General features: G+C 64.0%; 12 protein-coding genes. 6 read left to right on the top strand and 6 right to left on the bottom strand.

Annotated features, from left to right (window positions below; all coding sequences use genetic code 11):
- Positions 1-159: 159 nt before the first annotated feature.
- The 5 genes from LO55_RS26425 to LO55_RS17010 all read right to left on the bottom strand — a co-directional run bounded on the left by LO55_RS26425 (position 160) and on the right by LO55_RS17010 (position 9,769).
- Positions 160-4,680: a PDDEXK family nuclease gene (locus LO55_RS26425; protein WP_143054543.1), complete on the bottom strand. Its 4,521-nt coding sequence runs from the start codon at positions 4,678-4,680 to the stop codon at positions 160-162.
- Between the two features lie 262 nt (positions 4,681-4,942).
- Positions 4,943-5,335 (bottom strand): RidA family protein, encoded by a 393-nt coding sequence (locus tag LO55_RS17025; protein WP_071362373.1) that lies wholly within the window; start codon positions 5,333-5,335, stop codon positions 4,943-4,945.
- 19 nt (positions 5,336-5,354) lie between these two features.
- Positions 5,355-6,509 carry an acyl-CoA dehydrogenase family protein gene (locus tag LO55_RS17020; protein WP_083415386.1) on the bottom strand — a complete coding sequence of 385 codons (1,155 nt, stop codon included), beginning with the start codon at positions 6,507-6,509 and terminating at the stop codon, positions 5,355-5,357.
- The gene (locus LO55_RS17015; protein ID WP_071362371.1) at positions 6,509-7,363 is read right to left on the bottom strand and encodes an enoyl-CoA hydratase family protein; all 855 of its coding nucleotides are present in this window, start codon (positions 7,361-7,363) and stop codon (positions 6,509-6,511) included. The genes LO55_RS17020 and LO55_RS17015 overlap by 1 nt, the downstream gene beginning before the upstream one ends.
- 24 nt (positions 7,364-7,387) lie before the next feature.
- On the bottom strand, positions 7,388-9,769 hold the full coding sequence (locus LO55_RS17010; RefSeq protein WP_071362370.1) for a bifunctional salicylyl-CoA 5-hydroxylase/oxidoreductase: 2,382 nt from the start codon (positions 9,767-9,769) through the stop codon (positions 7,388-7,390).
- A 187-nt stretch (positions 9,770-9,956) separates the two neighbouring features.
- Here LO55_RS17010 and LO55_RS17005 point away from each other — a divergent pair, with 187 nt between their 5' ends.
- The 6 genes from LO55_RS17005 to LO55_RS16980 all read left to right on the top strand — a co-directional run bounded on the left by LO55_RS17005 (position 9,957) and on the right by LO55_RS16980 (position 19,583).
- The gene (locus LO55_RS17005; RefSeq protein WP_040776262.1) at positions 9,957-11,120 is read left to right on the top strand and encodes a pyridoxal phosphate-dependent aminotransferase; all 1,164 of its coding nucleotides are present in this window, start codon (positions 9,957-9,959) and stop codon (positions 11,118-11,120) included.
- Positions 11,117-13,366, top strand: a complete 2,250-nt coding sequence (locus tag LO55_RS17000; RefSeq protein WP_071362369.1) for a hybrid sensor histidine kinase/response regulator — start codon at positions 11,117-11,119, stop codon at positions 13,364-13,366. Before LO55_RS17005 ends, LO55_RS17000 begins: the two co-directional genes overlap by 4 nt.
- Positions 13,367-13,545: 179 nt before the next feature.
- Positions 13,546-15,414: a putative bifunctional diguanylate cyclase/phosphodiesterase gene (locus tag LO55_RS16995; RefSeq protein ID WP_071362368.1), complete on the top strand. Its 1,869-nt coding sequence runs from the start codon at positions 13,546-13,548 to the stop codon at positions 15,412-15,414.
- A 116-nt stretch (positions 15,415-15,530) separates the two neighbouring features.
- The gene (locus tag LO55_RS16990) at positions 15,531-17,189 is read left to right on the top strand and encodes a Na+/H+ antiporter (protein WP_071362367.1); all 1,659 of its coding nucleotides are present in this window, start codon (positions 15,531-15,533) and stop codon (positions 17,187-17,189) included.
- A 126-nt stretch (positions 17,190-17,315) separates the two neighbouring features.
- Positions 17,316-18,506 carry a DNA topoisomerase IB gene (locus LO55_RS16985; RefSeq protein ID WP_071362366.1) on the top strand — a complete coding sequence of 397 codons (1,191 nt, stop codon included), beginning with the start codon at positions 17,316-17,318 and terminating at the stop codon, positions 18,504-18,506.
- Positions 18,507-18,527: 21 nt separating this feature from the next.
- Positions 18,528-19,583 (top strand): L-dopachrome tautomerase-related protein, encoded by a 1,056-nt coding sequence (locus LO55_RS16980; RefSeq protein WP_071362365.1) that lies wholly within the window; start codon positions 18,528-18,530, stop codon positions 19,581-19,583.
- On the opposite strand, the gene LO55_RS16975 is transcribed toward LO55_RS16980, so the two are convergent.
- Positions 19,564-19,986 (bottom strand): DUF4019 domain-containing protein, encoded by a 423-nt coding sequence (locus LO55_RS16975; RefSeq protein ID WP_071362364.1) that lies wholly within the window; start codon positions 19,984-19,986, stop codon positions 19,564-19,566. The two genes, LO55_RS16980 and LO55_RS16975, sit on opposite strands and share 20 nt — an antisense overlap.
- Positions 19,987-20,053 lie beyond the last annotated feature (67 nt).

Raw genomic sequence — 20,053 nt, 5'->3', positions numbered from 1 at the left:
TCGACAGTGTGGAAGCGCCTTCGGCATCCCAGCCGACCATGCCGCTCGTCGACAGTCGGAGTCTGGTGCGAGGATTAAACATCCACGTCAGTAATCCGGATTAAGCATTGGCGTAGCGATGACCAACATACTCATAATTTTATTATGGCTCACTTCAAGTTACGCAAGATATATTTTGCCCGGTGCCTCTAAGCCGAATAACGTCTTCTCGCGCTTCCTAGCTTGCTTCGCACTAGCGTTATCTCGCAATTTCGCAAAGACTAAGTGGTAATCTGACCACTCCGAACATCTGTTTGGCCCAGAATCCAACCGAGAGTCCATACATGTCCCCAGTATTATCAAACAACGCCAGAACTCCTCTAGAGTTTTTGCACTCCACATATCCGCTAGCCAAACGCGCGCCCACCTGGCAGCATCGGCAGCCGACTTAGCCATTTTAGCCGCATCACCAGATATTCCTTCCTTATCTAAATGACAAGTAATTATCTCAGAATAAAAATCTGACCGGTTTGAAAATCCGGCCACCGCAACTGCCATAGCTTGGTCGAGCGTTGACGGACTTGCAGCATTCTCTTCAACAAACTTTTTTATATAGGCCTCCGCACCGAAACGTTCAGCAGCCAATACCTCTTGAGCCAAAATCTCATCAGATGCAGCGTAAGCAAGCCGTCGCCACCATAGATTTTCGATGGCAGTTGATGGTGTGCTAGACCAGATTGCCTCGTGCGCTATAGTCAAGTTGTCTTCGAGCACAAAGTCAACAAACCCTTGCGTTCCACTAATCCTAGTGAAAAGTGCTACAGCTCTCTCTGGCATGTCACCGGAAACTAAATTTGCGGCTGCAAAGGCCACATTCTTAACCCAAGCAAGCTCAACATCATTTGCTTTCTCCATAAGCTCGACTACTTCTAAACTTAATGAAGGCCTATGGCTGATCAATAACTTCAATTCGTCTATAGTGATACGCTCAACCAGCATCCACGCATCTGTTCCTTCAAGTTTACGTAGAAATGTTTCGAAAATCGTGCGATTATCGTCTTGCCTTTCGTAGAAATCGGCCTCGGAATCAGGCGGAAAAGCCTCTTTATAAGATAGCTCTCGATCAAAACGCGGCTTCTCACGGTCAGCGGAATTAATTGAATACCTTGGCGAGAGATTGCCATCACCGACAGTAAGAGTGATGTCAATAGCCGGCATCGCTAACTCGGCAGGCGACTTTAAGGCACCCTGCAATCGACGTAAAAAACAGGCAGCCAAGATTTCCCCGACCGGATGGCCGATTTGTCTAACAGCGGCAAACCACGTTCCAGGAGCACTGCGCGAAATCATTTCCTCAACAGAAATCTCTCCATTAGCACATGCGTCGACTAAAAGAAGTGAACCATACCAATGTTCCGACGATCTTGTATCGATATTAGCCGAGTACCACTCGCTCTCGACGTGGGCTTTCCTAAGTTTCTTCAAGCTGTGTTTTAATGCAAGTTGCAAGGAAATCGATCGAAGGCTTGGCGATTCTGCACACCGAAATTCGGCAATCAGAGATTCAAGCTGATCCGTCATCGTTGTGCCACCATAATATGCAGCAATAAGAGCCCCGTAACCGACAGCCTCGTCGCTCCTGAAGAGAGCAGATTGCAACGCGTCTGAAATTACTTCAGGACGTTGCTCTTTAAGAAATGGAAGAATGCGTATAGAATAGTCCGATCCAAAACATGGATTGATTAGACATTCCAACTGTTCTGCCGGAGAGAGATTTTGGATGACATAACTAAATAAGCTCATCCTCAGTATATCTCGCTCACGATGCATATTTGACGAAAAGATGTCCGAGTCAGCCGCTCTTGCCAAAATATCCAAACTAACACCTCTGGTCGCCAATGGGCTATACTCAAATCCGTTGAGGATTAGCTGACGAAGTGGAATTGCAGTCCTAACCAAGAGAGTATCTAATATCTGACGTATTTTTGCGACACTAACGTCGCTCTGAAATCTGCATACAACTGGCAATAGCTCCTGCAAATCGTAATCGTGCTCGGTTTGGCCCATGAACTGCATTATCCCCGCAGGTGATATCGCTGCGAATTTAAGAAGCGCTTTTTCCATATCCATCGGGCGTGCTGCGTCTGGGTTAGCGACCTGAGCCTGACGCCACCCGCTTGGGTTCGGTTCTTTCCACCGAGACTGATCTTTTCTTAATTCGTAAGCGATTTCGCTCGCCTCTAGCGCACTTGCTTCGTCTCCTGCCGCGTACAGCATTCTCACTAGCGTCCAGCGACCGGCTTTCGAGGTTTGCAAAGTTCGTAGGGGTTCCACCGCAGTGCGAAAAGCATCTCGCGTTGCAATGCGATCTACTCGATTGAACGTTGTCAGATGATTAAATGCCTTGCGTGCGGACCAAATATTTTTCCCAAGCGCGAAGCCGAGTCCAAGAGCTACAAATGAATCTGCGAACCCTGCCAACGGGCGCCCCGCCAGAAAACTTAATGCCAAGCTATATATTGCCTCGGTGTCACCAGAAACTTCAGACATTTGGTCGAGCAAATTTAACTCGAAGACAGACAGCGACGCCAAGATATCATCAATTTCCTCCTTCCGAGTTAGAATTTGCTTTTTCTCATCTTCTTCATTTTCCTTTGGAAAGTCACCGATTTGTTTTGCCGCGTCCTTGTTGTACACCCGCAACCACCGATGAATAAAAATCTCCACTACTGGCCATACTTCAGCTGAACGGGCAATCTCCAACGCTGCTTGTCGCAACCAATCCTCATTCAAACGCCGCCTGCCTGCGAGAACGATATCGCCTAGGGTCTCCATTAACTCCACAGGCTTCTGGCTTGTGATTGAGACAAACTCCTTAAAGCGACAGTCATCGACGTTTTGAAGATCCGCAAATGCTTCTAGTAATGCACTAAATATTTTTCGATCAAAGCGAATAGGATCAAGCGTACATACAATGAGAGCCGCGAACACTACATCGACCGTTCGATCAATGGCAGAGATTGGTTCTATTAGATGTGTGATGTGTTCGCGCAGATCCAATTTACGGCGATGTGCCTGCCATAATTGATCGACCAATGTATAGCCGAGAGCAAGTGTCAAACCTTCAGCACGGAGCTCATACGCATTGCCAGGACCTTGAAGCGTTTGGAAAAATCGAGTTTCTATTACTGCAGTTGACTCTTCTTCAAAACTCATGGTCAAAAGTTTGGCCGACTCTCCAACCTGGTCTAAGACCTTCTTTGCGTGATTACTAAGACGCTTCGTCAACTCTTGCAAAGTTTCGTCTTCGAAATTTTCGCGTTGAGAAGCCCGAAGATGTTCCATTAGGACACGGTCGGTCGTGAGTCCTTTCCAAGCGTCCGCAACCCGATGAGGGATGACTGCTATAGAGACTCCGAGTAATCGCGGATTACATAAGCTTCTAAGAGTCGTCTCGTCCAGCCAATCCAAACAGACTCCACAATGTTGCAAGATTTGGTTACGTTCTTCGGGCAGCCACTCGGGAATATCGATCGGGTTTTGCGAGAAGGCTAGACCAGGTGAGACGGTCCTAAGCCAGAACTGCGGTCGCGATGTCACGACCAGTCGGCCTCCCAACGCCACCAGCTCAAAATGTAGGGCATTCAGAATTCGATCCCATCTTAAGTGAGATCGCTGATTGATACCGTCAACGATCACTAAGAACCGCTGAATTCCCGGTTGCTGTTTCCAAGCATTAAAACGGTGAGACCACCGTAACCTTGTCGACTCATCCGGTATGTCATCGGTTTGTTCGATGAAAAAACTAATTAGCCCCTCCTCGATAGGCTGTGTCCCAATACGCTCAAGCTGTTCGGCACCCAAGAAAAGACCAATTCCGTCATAGCTTAAGCATATTTGAGCTGCGAGCCACGACTTGCCGTGCCCCTCGCCACCCAACAAGACGACGTCGCCGCCAGTTTCCACCCTGACTCGTATCTCATCTCGAAGCGATTTACGTAAAGAATGCAGTTGTGGATATCTGTTTATATCCAGTGCTTGTCCAAGCTTAGCACGTGCGCTGCTTTCCGATGCGAAAGATCTGTCTCGCCATTTTCGATTGCTCGATATAGCATTTTTCAGCGCAAGCGTTGGCACACGAAGATTGTTCTGCGTTTTATTTACAAGCTCGTCGAAATCTGGATGGTTCGCAACAGCCTTGAACGCCTCGTCGAGCGTATCGCGTTCACACTCTGGCGCGCCATATTCATACAAAAAATCGATGGCCTGCTGACCTGCAGCTACCGCCGTGATGCCCAAGAGCGGCAAAGGGAACTCCGCCCAGTCAAGTATAAGAGTCGATATGGCACGCTGATTCCCGACTTCACGCACCGCCGACACCAACTGAGAACTTACTTCACTGGTCGCACCAAGCACCCATAGGCGGTCAGAAGCATGACTGCTTCTAGCGAGGTCGGCGACCTTGCTTAGAATTTCATTGCGCGGGATAGCATCTGAATACCGTTTCGCTTCGAAGCAAACTGAATCGCTGTAAAAAGTGGCGCTGCCGTCTATACCACCCTGAAGTCCACTTGCAGCTAGACGAAAAGGAACACCCGTAAGCGAAGTCAGGATTATTCGCACAAAACCCTCAAACCCGTCAGGACCGGCGGCTTTCAGCGAAAGAATGGCATTCTTAATTTGTTCTAAGCTTTCGCTCATACTTTCATCTGCAAATATATGAAATCTATGAAATTGATTCCTCGCACCCCAGAATAAGCCAAGCCCGATCTGCACGGCTCGATTTTTTCAGAGCTTTCGAATCTCTTAGATGGCGAGATACCTATTTGATTTTCCTTTGGGAAAATAAACCATAAAATCGATCACCTCATTATGAGCATTTACAGAGCCCAAGGGATGCACTCATGATATGGAGAACAAACTCGGGCTTATCGCAACACGTCAGGTGAGAAGCTATTATGGGCTAATCAGCCACTACCGCTGTCACCTCGATTTCGACCCTAGCGCGCTCCTCCATCAAGCCCGCCACCTGCACCGCGCTCATGGCCGGATAGTGCCGCCCCAGCACCTCGCGGTAGGCGGCGCCCAGTTCGCGCCCGGCGTCGAGATACTCGCGCTTGTCGACCACATACCAGGTCATGCGCACGATGTGTTCGGGCCCCGCGCCCGCTTCGCGCAGCACGGCGACGATGTTTTCCAGCGCCTGGCGCGCCTGGCCGGCGAAGTCGTCGGTGTGAAAGCGCCCTTCGGCATCCCAGCCGATCATGCCGCTGACAAAGATCTGGCGTCCGCGGCAGGCCACGCCATTGGAATAACCCTTGGGGCGCGGCCAGCCCGGCGGTTGAAGAATGTCCATCCCTGCTCCAGACCCTGGGTTAAACCTTCGGCGCGAGCAGCTCGCGCGCGATGATCAGGAGCTGCACTTCGCTCGCTCCCTCGTAGATGCGCAGCGCGCGGATTTCGCGGTACAGGCCTTCGACCACCTGCCCGCTCTGCACGCCCTGGCCGCCGAACAGCTGCACCGCGCCGTCGATGACGCGCTGCGCCGATTCGGTGGCGGCCAGCTTGGCCATCGCCGCTTCCTTCGTCACCCGCTTGCCGCTGTCGCGCAGCCAGGCGGCGCGGTAGGTCAGCAGCGCGGCGGCGTCGATCTCCAGCGCCATCTGGGCCAGCCTGGCCTGGGTGAGCTGGAAGTCGGCCAAGGTCTTGCCGAACATCGGCCGCGCCTGGGCGCGCGCCAGTGCCTGTTCCAGCGCGCGCCGCGCGAAGCCCAGCGCGGCGGCGGCGACCGAGGTGCGGAACACATCCAGGGTCGCCATCGCCACCTTGAAGCCCTGGCCTTCTTCCCCCACCAGGCAGGCGGCCGGCACCCGGCACCCGGTGAAGCGCAGGCGCGCCAGCGGATGCGGCGCGATCACGTCGATGCGCTCGGCGATCTCCAGGCCCGGCGTCGCGGCGTCGACGATGAAGGCCGAGATGCCCTTCGAGCCACGTCCCCCCTCGCCGCCGCCGTCGCCACTGCGGGCGAAGACGACGTAGAAATCGGCGATGCCGCCGTTCGAGATCCAGGTCTTCTCGCCATCGAGCACCCAGTCGTCGCCATCGCGCCGCGCCGCGCACTGCATGGCGGCGACGTCGGAGCCGGCCTCGGGTTCCGACAGGGCGAAGGCGGCGATCGCTTCGCCATTGGCCACCGGCGGCAGCCAGCGCCGCTTCTGGTCCTGGGTGCCGAACAGCGAAATCGCCCCGCTGCCCAAACCCTGCATCGCAAACGCGAAGTCGGCCAGGCCGGCATGGCGCGCCAGGGTTTCGCGGATCAGGCAGATGGCGCGGGTGTCGATGGCCCCATTTCCGCTGCCGACGGCATGGCGCAGCCAGCCGTCGCGGCCCAGGCGCGCGACCAGCGCGCGGCAGATCGCATCGACGTCAGCGCCATGCGCATCAATCAGGTTATCCGCCGCCCAGGCGTCCAGTTCGCGCGCCAGCGCGCCGTGCCGCTCTTCAAAAAACGGCCAGTCCAGGTAGTCCATCAATCCCCCTCGAAGCGCGGCCGTTCCTTGGCCACGAAGGCGTGGTAGGCGCGATGAAAATCATTGGTCGCCATGCAGATCGCCTGGGCCTGGGCCTCGGCTTCGATCGCCTCGTCCACGCCCATATTCCACTCCTGCTGCAGCATCTTCTTGGTCATGCCGTGGGCGAAGGTAGGGCCGCCCGCCAGCGTGGCGGCCAAGGCGCTGGCCTCGCCGAGCAGTTGTTCGGGCGCGCACAGGCGATTGAAGAAGCCCCAGCGCTCGCCCTCCTCGCCATCCATCGAGCGGCCCGTGTACAGCAGCTCGGCGGCCCGGCCCTGGCCGATCACGCGCGGCAGCAGCGCGCAGGCGCCCATGTCGCAGCCGGCCAGGCCGACCCGGGTGAACAAAAAGGCGGTGCGGCTGCGCGCCGTGCCGTAGCGGAGGTCGGAGGCCAGCGCCAGGATCGCGCCGGCGCCGGCGCACACGCCGTCGACCGCCGCCACCACCGGCTGCGGGCAGGCGCGCATCGCCTTGACCAGGTCGCCCGTCATGCGGGTGAAGGCCAGCAGGCCGGGCATGTCCAGCGTCGTCAGCGGGCCGATAATCTCGTGCACGTCGCCGCCGGAACAGAAGTTCTCGCCGGCGCCCGTGATCACGACCGCCTTCACGTCGTCGGCATACGCCAGCGCGCGGAACAGGTCGCGCAGCTCGGCGTAGGAATCGAAGGTCAGCGGATTCTTGCGCTCGGGCCGGTTCAGGGTGATGGTGGCGACGCCGGCATCGAGCGCGAAGCCAAAGTGCTGCGCCGCATGGCCCGCAAGGCTGCTGCGCCCGCCCGGCAGGCGGTGCGACTGCCCCGGTAGATAATGCATGTGTGACTCCTGATGTTTGAAAAGTCAGCCTTCGAGCAGGCGCGTGGCCACCTGCTGTGGCGACAGGCCGCTGGACGCCGCCTGCAGCTGGCGCTCGCGCTCGAGGTTGCGCTCCAGCTGCTGTTTGCCGGCCACGTACTGGCGTGGCCAGGCAGCGCCGGTGTAGCCGATGCGCGCCGCTTCCAGCAGCGTCCAGGCCGGGTTGGCCAGGTGCGGGCGCGCCACCGCGCACAGGTCGGCGCGGCCGGCGGCGATGATGCCGTTCACGTGATCGGCCTCATGAATGCCGCCCACGGCGATGGTCGGGATGCCGGCCTCGTTGCGGATCCGGTCCGCGAACGGAGCCTGGAACATGCGTCCGAACACGGGCTTCTCCAGTTTGCTGACCTGGCCCGACGAACAGTCGATCATGTCGGCGCCCGCAGCGCGGAACAGGCGCGCGATCTGCACCGCGTCCTGCGGCGTGATGCCGCCCTCGACCCAATCGTGGCTCGAGATGCGCACGCTGATCGGCAGCTGGCCCGGCCAGGCCGCGCGCACCGCGGCGAACACCGCAAGCGGGTAGCGGCAGCGGTTTTCGAGACTGCCGCCGTAGGCGTCCTGGCGCCGGTTGGTCAGCGGAGAAATAAAACTCGACAGCAGGTAGCCGTGCGCGCAATGCAGCTCGAGCCAATCGAAGCCGGCGTCGAAGGCAGCCCGGGTGGCGCGCACGAAGTCGTCCCTGATGCGTTCCAGGTCGCCCTGCGTCGCTTCACGCGCGATCTGCGAGACCCCATCGATGTACTGCTGGCTGGAGGCCGACAGCAGCGGCCAGTTGCCGCTTGCCAAAGGCAGATCGATGCCGTCCCACATCGGCCGGGTCGAGCCCTTGGCGCCCGCATGGCCGAGCTGGACGCCGATCTTCGCGTCGCTGGCCGTGTGCACGAAGTCGACGATGCGTTTCCAGGCCAGCATCTGCTCCCGCGTGTACAGGCCCGGGCAGCCGGGCGTGATGCGGGCGTCGGCCGAGACACAGGTCATCTCGGCCATCACCAGCGCCGCCCCGCCCAGCGCCCGGGCGCCGAGGTGGGCCAGGTGGAAGTCGCCGACCACGCCATCCACGGCGGAGTATTGCGCCATCGGCGACACCACCACCCGGTTCTTCAGCAGCACATCGCGCACCTTGTAGGGCGTGAACATGGGCGGCGGCGCCGCCGTGGGCGGCGCCACGCCGGCCTGGCGCGCCGCCGCGATGGCGAAGCGGCGCTCGAAACCGTCGACGTAGGCGGCGTCGCGCAGGCGCAGGTTTTCGTGCGACAGCCGCTGGCTGCGCGTGAGCAGCGAATAGGCGAACTGCTCGGCCTCCATGGCCGTGTAGCGCGCCACGTTCTCGAACCACTCCATCGAATTGCGCGCCGCGCTTTGCAGTTTCAGCACTTCGACCAGGCGCTCCTCCTGGTAGCGCGCCAGCGCCGCCGCCACATCGACCTCTTCATCGAGCGCATCGGCGAGGCCGATCGCATCCTCGAGCGCCAGCTTGGTGCCGGAGCCGATCGAGAAATGGGCCGTGTGGGCGGCGTCGCCCATCAGCACCAGTGGCGCCTGCCGCCCGTCGACCTCGAGCATATGGACCCAGTTGCGGCAGGCCAGGCGCGGGAAGCGGATCCACATGCCGGATCCGCGCAGGTGGGCGGCGTTCGCCATCAGCGGCTGGCCGTCCAGGTGGCGCGCGAACAGGCGCTCGCAGAAGGCCAGCGCATCAGGTTGATCCATGTCGGCCAGGCCGCTCGCGCGCCAGGTCGTGTCGAGCGTCTCGATGATGAAGGTCGAGGTCTCGTCGTCGTACTGGTAGGCGTGCGCCTGGAACCAGCCGTGTTCGGTCTCCTCGAAGGCGAAGGTGAAGGCATCGAAGCGCTTGCGCGTGCCCAGCCACACGAAGCGGCACAGGCGCTCCTCGACCTCGGGCTGGAACGCGTCGCGGTAGTGCTGGCGGATCGCGCTGTTGACGCCGTCGGCGGCCACCACCAGGTCGGCGCGATGGCGGCGCGCCAGTTCGGCCACGTCGTCGACCCGGGTCTCGAATACCAGCTCCACGCCCAGCGCGCGGCAGCGCGCCGCGAGGATGTCGAGCAGGCGCTTGCGCCCGATGCCGCAAAAGCCGTGGCCGTGCGAGGTGATGGTGGCGCCCTTGAAGTGGACGTCGATCGCGTCCCAATGATTGAACGCTTGCAGGATGGCGCGCGCGCTCGGTTCGTCGGCCCGGGCCAGGTGGCAGAGGGTCTGGTCCGAGAACACCACGCCCCAACCGAAGGTATCGCCGGGCCGGTTGCGCTCGACGACAGTCACCGCATGCGTCGGGTGGCGCAGTTTCATGAGCAGGCCGAAGTAGAGGCCGGCCGGGCCGCCGCCGACGCAAACGATGTTCATGATCCCTCCGGGTGCTGGTATGGCGCCTAGTTTACCTGTCCCAATGCTTGAGGTGTCAACCACTTGTTGCGCACGAAAGAATGGCCCTCTGAAAAATGCCAATTTTTAGTACAATCCAGAAAGAGCAGAACCGAGATTCCGGACCATGCGCAGCCGGCCACCCAACTTGGATAATTCGCCAGACACGATGAACATTTCAAACCGAATCGCGCACTCCCGCCCCCTTGCCACCACCGCCATGCATGGCCGCGCCGAAGCGCTGCGCAATGCGGGCGAGCGCGTAATCGATTTCTCGATCGCGATTTCGCACTTTCCGGCCCCGGCCAGCGTGCTGGACGCCGTCTCCGGCGCCATCGAGCGCGAACGCACGCTGCCGTACACCGAGGTGGGCGGCGCGCTGAAGGTGCGCGAGGCGCTGCGCGCCAAGCTCGCCGGCGAGAACCGGATCGAGGCGCGGGCGGACGAGATCATCGTGACCAACGGCTGCAAACAGGCGTATTACCAGGCGCTGTACGCGATGACCGATCCGGGCGACCGCATCGCCGTGTTCCGTCCGCACTGGCCGGCCTATCTCGCCACCGCCGAACTGCTGGGACTCGAGGTGGTGCTGGCCGACCTGCCGGAGACGCTGACCGAGGCCTGCCTGGCGGCCCTCGGCAAGGTCAAGGTGCTGGTCCTGAACAACCCGCACAACCCGACCGGCAAGGTGTACACCCGGCGCGAGCTCGAACTGGTGCGCGACTGGGCGACGGCCGGCGGCGTGCACGTGATCGTCGACGAGAGCTACGAACACCTGATCTTCGACGGCGAGCACGTCACGCTGGCGGCGCTGTGCGACTGGCGCGCCGTCGGCGTGGTCACCCTGTTCTCGGCCTCGCAGAGCTATGCCATGATGGGCTGGCGGGTCGGTTTCGCGCTCGCCCCCGCCGCGCTGGTGAATGCGATGCAGACCCTGCAGGGGCCGATCACGGCCGCCGCGCCGCACCTGTCGCAGGTGGCGGCGGTGGCCGCCTTCGCTACCGGTACCCCGCACGAACTGCTGCGCGACTACCGCGCGCGGCGCGACCTGGTGGTGCGCCGGTTCGCCGACGCGCCCTGGATCACCATGCATGCGCCGGCTTCCGGCCCCTATCTGTGGGGCGACGTGCGTGGGCTCACCATGGACACGGTCGGCTTCGCCGAACGCCTGCTGGAGGAGGAACGGGTGGCGCTGATGCCGGGCGACGCGCTCGGCGAGCCCGGCTTCATCCGCATCGGCTACATCTCGGACGACGAAGACACCCTGATGGAAGGCGTGCGCCGCATCATCGCGTTCGGCACGCGCCTGGCGCAGTCGGCGGAGCCTCGATGAGCAATTTGCTGGGACGTTTTCGCCTGAACAGCCTGCGCAGCCGCCTGATGCTGCTGGTGCTGCTGGCGATCACACCGATCGCCGTCGTCACCGTGCTGGGCGGCCTGCGCGAACGCGAGGCGGCGATCCGCGCCTCGGAAGAAAACCTCAAGCGCCTCACCGCGCTGGCGGCCGCCAACGAGGCGCAATCGATCGACCGCGCGCGCCAGATCCTGGTCGACCTGGTCAGCGTGCCCGACCTGATGGGCGACACCGCCGGCTGCAATGCCCTGCTGGCCAATGTCCTCGACCGCAACGAGGGCTATGTCAATTTCGGCCTGATCCAGCTGGACGGCGAGGTCACCTGCAGCGCGGTGCCGATGCTGCACCCGGTGAACCTGGGCGACCGCAGCCATTTCAAGCGCGCGATCGCCGAACGCCGCTTCATCGCCAGCGACTACGTGTTCGGGCGCGTGATCCGCAAGCACACGATCAATCTCACCTATCCCGTCATCGACCGCTCGGGCGACGTGGTGGCAGTGGTGTTCGCGGCCATGGACCTGGCCGGCCTGGACACCTTCGTCAACGACATCAGCATGCCGCCCGGTTCGATCCTGGAGACGGCCGACGCTTCGGGCAACCTGATCTCGCGCCGCCCCGACCCGGAACGCTGGTTCGGCAAGCGCGTCACCGGCGAACTGCTGGACGCCATGCGCGGGCCGCACGAGCGCGCGCTGGTGGTGCGCGGCGAGGACGGGATCGAGCGCCTGCACGCCTTCGCCCGCGTCGGCTCGCCGACCCTCACCGACTACACCATCACCATCGGGATGCCGACCGACCTGATCACCCAGGTCGCACGCGACGCCCAGTTCATGTCCCTGCTCGGCCTTGGCGCCACCACCCTGCTGGCGCTGCTGGCGGCCTGGCTGGCCGGCGAAAAGCTGATCGTGCAGCGGGTGCGCGGCCTGACCACGGTCGCGCGCCGCATCGCCGCCGGCGAACTCGACGCGCGCACCCGGATCGAGTACGGCAACGAGGAGATCGGGCGGCTGGCGGCGGCGCTCGACGAGATGGCCGAGAACCTGCAGAAAAAGGAAACCGCGCGCGGCCAGGCCGAGCGCGAACTGCGCGCCGCCGACCAGCGCAAGGACGAATTCCTGGCGATGCTGGCGCACGAGCTGAGAAATCCGCTGGCGCCGATCAGCACCGGCGCCCACCTGCTCAAGCTGCTGCACTCGGATAACGCCCAGATCACCCAGACCTGCGCCATCATCGCGCGCCAGGTCGAGCACATGACCAGCCTGGTGGACGACCTGCTGGACGTGTCGCGCGTGACGCGCGGCCTGGTGTCGCTGTCGACCCAGGTGCTGGACCTGCGCAACGTGATCGACGACGCCGCCGAGCAGATCCGCCCGCTGATCGGCGCGCGGCGCCACAAGGTGGTGCTCGACCTGCCGAGCGGCCCAGCCCAGGCCAAGGGCGACCACAAGCGCCTGGTGCAGGTGGTGGCCAACCTGCTGGGCAACGCCACCAAGTACACCCCCGAGGGCGGCCACATCCAGCTCCAGTTGCTGGAAGCCGGCGGCGACTGGGAACTGAGCGTGAGCGACGACGGCATCGGCATGGAGGCGCCCCTGGTCGAGCGCGTGTTCGACCTGTTCACCCAGGCCGAGCGCACCCCGGACCGCTCGCAGGGCGGCCTGGGGCTGGGCCTGGCGCTGGCCAAGAGCCTGGTCGAGCTGCATGGCGGCAGCGTCAGCGCGCGCAGCCCCGGCCTGGGCCGCGGCAGCACCTTCACCGTGCGCCTGCCGCGCCACCGGCAGGAAAGCGCGCCCCTGCCGGCGCATTTGCTCGGTCATCCGTCCGCCGGCAACCCGATCCCCGATGCGGCCGCGCCGAACGCGCTGCGCATCCTGGTGGTGGACGACAACCTCGACGCCGCGCACACGCTCAACCTGTTCCTGCGCGCCACCGGGAACGAGGTCGAGATCGCCTATTGCGGCGTCGACGCGCTCGAGATCGCCAAGGTGTTCGCGCCGCAGGTCTGCATCCTCGACATCGGCCTGCCCGACATGGACGGCAACGAACTGGCGCGCCGCCTGCGCCGCCTGCCGCAGACCAGCGGCGCGACCCTGGTCGCCGCCACCGGCTACGGACGCCAGCAAGACCGCGAGGCGGCCAGCCAGGCCGGCTTCGACCATTACCTGGTCAAGCCGGTCAACACGCTGCAGCTGGGCGAGCTGCTGGCCACGGCGGCCGCGCGCTGACGGGCAGGTCCGCATCGTGTCGACGCGGGCCTGTTGTCATTTCACCTTTGGTCGTTTCAGAGCAACATCCGTGTAAATATCGCGTGACAATCGCCATGCCGCCTACATAAAATTTGCCGACGAGCAAATTTATGCACTCTGGAGAAATTCTGTGGGCATGCTGACCTGGATGCTGCCTGATGCTTCCCACTGACGATATCGCGCGTTGGCGCGTGCGTGTTTTCTCCACCTTGCTGCCGATCGTGCTGGTGCTGGGCACCAGCGCCGCCTTGCCGAGCGTCGCCCTGGCGCTGCGCCAGGGCCTGTGGCAGATCGCGCTGATGGACGCGGTGGCCCTGGCCTGGATCTTCGCCATCTGGCGCCTCGACCGCCTGCCCCACACTTTCCGCGTGCTGAACTTCCTGGCCGTGCTGTTCATGGTCGCCATCGGGCTGATGCTGGCGGTGGGGCCGGTGAGCCTGAACTACCTGATGGCGCCGCCGATCATGGCCGTGATCCTGCTCGGCAACCGGCCCGGCATCCTCACGCTCGCCTTGGGCGCGGTGTGCATCGTGGCGTTCGGCGTGAAGGGTTATGCGCGGCTGTACGTGCCGGGGCTGGAGACCGATCCGCTGCTGTCCTCGGTGGTGGTGGCGATCAACTTCAGTTGCGTCGGCGGCCTCGTCACCTTTGCCGCCGGCACCCTCTTCAAGGGCCTGGCGCGCTCGGCGCAGGAAGCGCGCACCGCCGCCGACGCCGTCAACCGCCTGGCCTTCTACGACGTGCTGACCGGCCTGCCGAACCGGCGCCTGCTGATGGACCGCCTGGCCGAACTGGCCGAGGGGGCACGCCGCAACGGCGCCCTGGGCGCGCTGCTGTACGTCGACCTCGACAATTTCAAGAACGTCAACGATGCGCGCGGCCATGCCGTCGGCGACCAGCTGCTGCGCCAGGCCGCCGAACGCCTGGCGGCGGTGGCCGGAGCGCGGGCCTGCGTGGCGCGCCTGGGCGGCGACGAATTCGTGGTGCTGCTGGACGACCTGGGCGCGGAGGCAGGCGCCGCCACCACGCGCGCGCTCGCGCTGGCCGAAGAGATCCGCGGCGCGCTGTGCGAAAAGATGATCATCGAGGGCCAGCGCTACTACGCCACCACCAGCATCGGCGTCGCGCTGACCGCGGCGGCGGGCGCGCCGCTCGCGGTGCACGACCTGCTGCGCGAGGCCGATACCGCCATGTACCACGCCAAGGCGCGCGGCCGCAACGGCGTCGCCCTGTTCGAGGCCGGCATGCTGCGCGACGCCGAACGCCGCCTCACCCTCGAGCGCGACCTGGGCCTGGCGCTGGAGCACGGCGAGCTGTCGCTGCACCTGCAGCTGCAGGTCGACGGCGCGCGGCGCCCGAGCGGGGCCGAACTCCTGATGCGCTGGCGCCGCAAGGACGGCAGCAGCGTGCCGCCCGACCAGTTCATCCCGGTCGCCGAGTCGAGCGGCCTGATCGTGCCGCTGGGCGAGTGGGCGCTGCGCGAAACCTGCCTGGCCTGGCATGCGCTGGCGCGCGCCGGCCATCCGCTGCCGCTGTCGGTCAACGTCAGCCCGATGCAGTTCCGCCAGCCCGACTTCGTGGCGCGGGTGGAAAGCATCCTGCAGGACACCGGGGTGCCGCCCGGCCAGCTGGTGTTCGAGGTCACCGAAGGCCTGCTGGTCGACCGCCTCGACCAGACCATCGGCCGCATGCACGAGCTGGCGGCGCTGGGCGTGCGGATCTCGGTCGACGATTTCGGCACCGGTTACTCGAGCCTGGCCTACCTGACCCGCATGCCCCTGTACGAACTCAAGATCGACAAGAGCTTCATCCGCGACACCCCGAACGACAAGGATGGCACCGCGATCGTGCAGTCGATCCTGTCGATGGCCGGCCACCTGGGCCTGCGCGTGGTCGCCGAAGGCGTCGAGACCGAGGCCCAGGCCGGGTATCTCGCGCGCCACGGCAATGCGAGCATGCAGGGCTTCCTGTTCCACCGGCCGATGCCGCTGGAAGCGCTGCTCGAGCATCTGCGCCGGGCGTCCTGAGTTCGCACGGTTCGCTGGCCGGCGCTGCCGGCGCTGCACGAGCGCCTCCGACGTAAATCGCCGCGATCCCGTATCATTTCATGTTGTCATGTCATGTATGGACGGGAGGGATATCGATGGATGAGGTAGGAATCGTACTGGCAATGCTGCTGGCGGTGGTGGCGAGCGGCTACCTGGTGCGGATACTGCCGTTCGCCGTCCCCCTGCCGCTGGTCCAGATCGCGCTCGGCGCCGCCATTTCCAGCACCACCAGCCATGGCGTGCGCCTCGAGCCGCACATCTTCTTCCTCGTGTTCCTGCCGCCGCTGCTGTTCCTCGACGGCTGGCGCATTCCCAAGGTGGGCCTGTTCCGCGACCGCTCGACCATCCTCGAACTGGCGCTCGGCCTGGTGCTGTTCACCGTGATCGGCGCCGGCTTCCTGATCCACTGGCTGATCCCGTCGCTGCCGCTGGCCGTGTCGTTCGCGCTGGCCGCGATCCTGGCGCCCACCGACCCGGTCGCGGTGTCGTCGATCGCGGCGCGCGTGCCGATTCCGCCGCGCCTGATGCACATCCTCGAGGGCGAGTCGCTGCTCAACGACGCCAGCGGCCTGGTGTGCTTCCGCTTCGCGGTGGCGGCTGCGCTCACCGGCACTTTCTCGCTGGGCGACGCCACCCTCACCTTCCTGTGGGTGGCGCTCGCGGGAATCGCGATCGGCGTCGGCCTGACGGTCGCCGTCAGCTGGGCCCAGCGCATGCTGGCGGCGCGCATCGGCGAGGAAAGCGGCTCGCCGATCCTGGTCAACCTGCTGCTGCCCTTCGGCGCCTACCTGGCGGCCGAGCACCTGCAAGCCTCGGGCATCCTGGCGGCGGTGGCGGCCGGCGTCACGATGAGCTACGTCGAGCTGAGCGGCCGCGCGCTGGCCACCACCCGCGTGCGCCGCGCCGTGGTCTGGGATACCGTCCAGTTCGCGCTGAACGGCGTGATGTTCGTGCTGCTGGGCGAGCAGCTGCCATCCATCGTCAGCGCCGCCCTGGTCGCGCCCGAACTGCCGGCGGCCCATGATGTCTGGTGGCTGCTGGGCAATGCGCTGGCCATCAGCGTCGGCCTGATCCTGCTGCGCTTCATCTGGGTCTGGGTCTCGCTGCGCCTGACCTTGCTGGCCGCGCGGCGCCAGCAGCAGGCCGTCTACCGTCCGAATCCGCGCCTGATCCTGGCCACCTCGCTGGCCGGCGTGCGCGGCGCGATCACCCTGGCCGGCGTGCTGACCCTGCCGCTGGCGATGCCGAACGGGACGCCGTTCCCGGGCCGCGACCTGGTGATCTTCCTGGCCAGCGCGGTGATCGTGGTGTCGCTGGTGCTGGCCAGCGTCGGCCTGCCGCGCGTGCTGCGCGGCCTGGAACTGCCGGCCGAAGCGGCCCACGAAAGCGAGGAAGACCAGGCGCGCCACGCCGCCGCGCTGGCGGCGCTGGAAGCGATCGCCACGGCCCCGCCGCCGCCGCCGACCTCGGGCTGCGATGCCGAGGGCGCGGCCGAGATGCATGCCAGCGCGGCCGACCAGGTGCGCAGCCTGTACCAGTACCGGCTCGACGGTTGGTCGGGCAACGTCGGAGGCGCCGGCATCGAACCCGTCCGCGCGCGCGCCGCCGAGAATGCCGAACGCCACTACCGCCTGGCCGCGCTCGAGCAGGAACGCGCGGTGCTGCTGCGCATGGCGCGCCACAACCAGCTGTCGGACGAGATCGCGCGCAAGCTGCTGCGCGAGATCGACCTGGTCGAGGCGCGTTACCGCTGAGCACATGCAGCCGGATTCAGATTGCGCCTACGTGCTTCGGACTGCGCCTACGTTACTTCGCGTACAGTGAGCGGGGGAAGCCAAGGGTAGGATCGGCTGGAAGATCCACCTTCCAGCGACCCTGCCATGCCCAGCGAAAAACCCGACGCCGATGCCGTCCCCAGCGATCCACCCGCCGCCGCGCGCGCGGCCGGCCTGCGTTACGTCCATGACGACCGGCCCGGCATCCGGCGCGACACCGTCAAGGACGGTTTTCGCTATCTCGACGCCCGCGGCGAGCCGGTGACGGACGAGGCGACGCTGGCACGCATCAAGAGCCTGGTCGTGCCGCCCGCCTGGACCGAAGTCTGGATCTGCCCCCAGGCCAACGGCCACCTGCAAGCCACCGGGCGCGATGCCCGCGGCCGCAAGCAATACCGCTACCATCCCAAGTGGCGCGAGGCGCGCGACGAGGTCAAGTACGAGCGCATGCTCAAGTTCGGCCAGGCGCTGCCGGCCATCCGCGCCGAGGTCGACCGCGCCCTGCGCCTGCCCGGCCTGCCGCGCGAAAAAGTGCTGGCCACCATCGTCTACCTGCTTGAAGCGACCATGATGCGTGTCGGTAACGAGGAATACGCGCGCACCAACAAGTCGTTCGGGCTGACGACGCTGCGCAACCGCCACGCCAGGGTCGACGGCAGCGACGTCGAGTTCAGCTTCCGCGGCAAGAGCGGGGTCTATCACAAGGTCAAGGTGCACGACCGGCGCTTGGCGCGCATCGTCGCGCGCTCGCGCGACCTGCCGGGCCAGGAACTGTTCCAGTACGTGGACGAGGACGGCGAGACCCACGCCATCGATTCGAGCGACGTCAACGACTACCTGCGCGCCATCGGCGGCGAAGACTACACGGCCAAGGATTTCCGCACCTGGTCGGGCACCGTGCTGGCGGCGCTGGCCTTGCAGGAGTTCGAGAAGTTCGATTCCGAGGCCCAGGCCAAGAAGAACATCGTGCGCGCGATCGAATCGGTGGCCGAAAAGCTCGGCAATACGCCGTCGATCTGCCGCAAGTGCTACGTGCACCCTGCGGTGCTGGACGCCTATCTCGACGGCGCCGCGCTCGAGGTGCTGCGCGAACGCACCGAAGAGAAGCTGCAGGAAGACCTGCACGCCCTGCAGCCGGAAGAAGCGGCGGTGCTGGCCATGCTGCAGCAGCGCCTGCGCCACGAGCAGGATCAGTTGCAAAACCTTCCGAAGCCCCCGGCGTCACGCAAGAAGCCTGCGCCGGCGAAGGCCGCGACCCGCAAACCATCGCGCCCGGCCGCCCGCGCGGCGGCTTGAGCGCATCACGAAAGGACTGGCATGACCGCATACAAGATCGAACTCGTCGCCCGTTTCGAGCACCAGGTCACTGGCGTCTCGGTGTCCGAGGACAAGCGCATCTTCGTCAACTTCCCGCGCTGGACCGAGGACAACGCCGTCTCGGTGGCCGAGCTGAAGCCGGATGGTTCGCTGCGCCCCTACCCGGACCAGGAATGGAACGCCTGGCGCAACGCGCGCAAGGACGAGGTGACGCCGCACGACCACTGGGTGTGCGTGCAGAGCGTGGTGGCCGACGGCCGCGGCAGCCTGTGGGTGCTCGACCCGGCGGCGCCGGCCCAGGCGCACCTGGTGTCCGGCGGCGCCAAGCTGGTGCAGGTCGACCTGGCGAGCGACAAGGTCGTGCGCACGATCGCCTTCGACGAAGACGCCGCGCCGCAGGGCTCCTACCTGAACGACGTGCGCTTTTCGAACGACGGCAAGTACGCCTACATCACCGACTCGGGCGTGGTCGGCGCCATCCTGGTGGTCGACCTCGGGCAGGACAAGACGGTGCGCCTGCTCGACGGCCACCCGTCGACCCAGATGAAGAAGGGATTGAACGTGAAAGCCGACGGCGATGTACTGCGCCGGCCGGACGGGCGCGGGGTCGAGTTCTCGGCCGACGGCATCGAACTGTCGGGCGACGGCGCCTGGCTGTACTGGCAGGCGATCAAGGGCGACACCCTGTACCGCATCCCCACGCAAGCGCTGATCGAACGCGGCCTGCAGGGCGAGGACGTGGGCGATGCGGTCGAGGAGTATGGCCACAACGGCGTCAACGATGGCCTGCTGTTCGATCGCGGCAGCAAGCGCATGTTCCTGACCTCGGTGCAGGACGATGCGATCAAGATGCGCGACCTCGATCAGGGACAACAGGCCGAGGTACGGGTGGTGGTGCAGGACGAACGCCTGCGCTGGCCCGACACCTTCAGCCAGGGCCCGGACGGCACGGTCTACGTGACGACCTCGCACATCCAGGATTCGGCTTTCTTCAAGCCGGACGCGCCGGCGGCGCTGCCGACCGAGTTGTGGAAGCTTATTGAATCAGGTAAGTGATGACCTTCCAGCCGCCGTCCGCCTCGCGCGAGGTGACCACGGTTTCGGTCACGCCCGGGCGGTTGGCGTACACGGCGCTGTACTGGATCACCACATAGTCGGCTTCCGGTGCGCCCGGCAGCGTGCGGGTATGGCGCGCGTTGGCCAGGGTGCGCGATTTCAGTTCGCCCAGCGGCGCGCGGGCGCCCGCCAGCATGCCGTTCCATTGCTCCGCGGTGACGGCGCTGCGAAACACCGTGCCGGCGGCGCTCCAGCTTTCGGCGGCCTTGCCCGCATCGGCAAGCGCGAGCCACTGCCCGGCGGCGGCCACGCCGGCCTTGGTGTGGTCGGTTTCCTGCGCATGCACGGCGGCGACGGGCATGGCGAACATCATGGCGAGGGCGATCGGTGCGAGCTGCTTCATGGCGGACTCCGTCTGGAAGGATCGAAAACCGACAGCATAGCGCGTTCCGGCGCCGCACAAACTCACA

This window comes from Massilia timonae, from assembly GCF_001866515.1.
Lineage (GTDB): Bacteria > Pseudomonadota > Gammaproteobacteria > Burkholderiales > Burkholderiaceae_D > Telluria > Telluria timonae.
Note: the sequence above shows the minus strand (reverse complement) of the source record. Positions and strands in the feature narration are given on the sequence as shown.

Excerpts from the sequence above, each read along its gene's own strand:
- LO55_RS26425 (WP_143054543.1), bottom strand. The coding sequence starts at position 4,680 with ATGAGCGAAAGCTTAGAACAAATTAAGAATGCCATTCTTTCGCTGAAA.
- LO55_RS17025 (WP_071362373.1), bottom strand. The coding sequence starts at position 5,335 with ATGGACATTCTTCAACCGCCGGGCTGGCCGCGCCCCAAGGGTTATTCC.
- LO55_RS17020 (WP_083415386.1), bottom strand. The coding sequence starts at position 6,509 with ATGGACTACCTGGACTGGCCGTTTTTTGAAGAGCGGCACGGCGCGCTG.
- LO55_RS17015 (WP_071362371.1), bottom strand. The coding sequence starts at position 7,363 with ATGCATTATCTACCGGGGCAGTCGCACCGCCTGCCGGGCGGGCGCAGC.
- LO55_RS17010 (WP_071362370.1), bottom strand. The coding sequence starts at position 9,769 with ATGAACATCGTTTGCGTCGGCGGCGGCCCGGCCGGCCTCTACTTCGGC.
- LO55_RS17005 (WP_040776262.1), top strand. The coding sequence starts at position 9,957 with ATGAACATTTCAAACCGAATCGCGCACTCCCGCCCCCTTGCCACCACC.
- LO55_RS17000 (WP_071362369.1), top strand. The coding sequence starts at position 11,117 with ATGAGCAATTTGCTGGGACGTTTTCGCCTGAACAGCCTGCGCAGCCGC.
- LO55_RS16995 (WP_071362368.1), top strand. The coding sequence starts at position 13,546 with ATGCTTCCCACTGACGATATCGCGCGTTGGCGCGTGCGTGTTTTCTCC.
- LO55_RS16990 (WP_071362367.1), top strand. The coding sequence starts at position 15,531 with ATGGATGAGGTAGGAATCGTACTGGCAATGCTGCTGGCGGTGGTGGCG.
- LO55_RS16985 (WP_071362366.1), top strand. The coding sequence starts at position 17,316 with ATGCCCAGCGAAAAACCCGACGCCGATGCCGTCCCCAGCGATCCACCC.
- LO55_RS16980 (WP_071362365.1), top strand. The coding sequence starts at position 18,528 with ATGACCGCATACAAGATCGAACTCGTCGCCCGTTTCGAGCACCAGGTC.
- LO55_RS16975 (WP_071362364.1), bottom strand. The coding sequence starts at position 19,986 with ATGAAGCAGCTCGCACCGATCGCCCTCGCCATGATGTTCGCCATGCCC.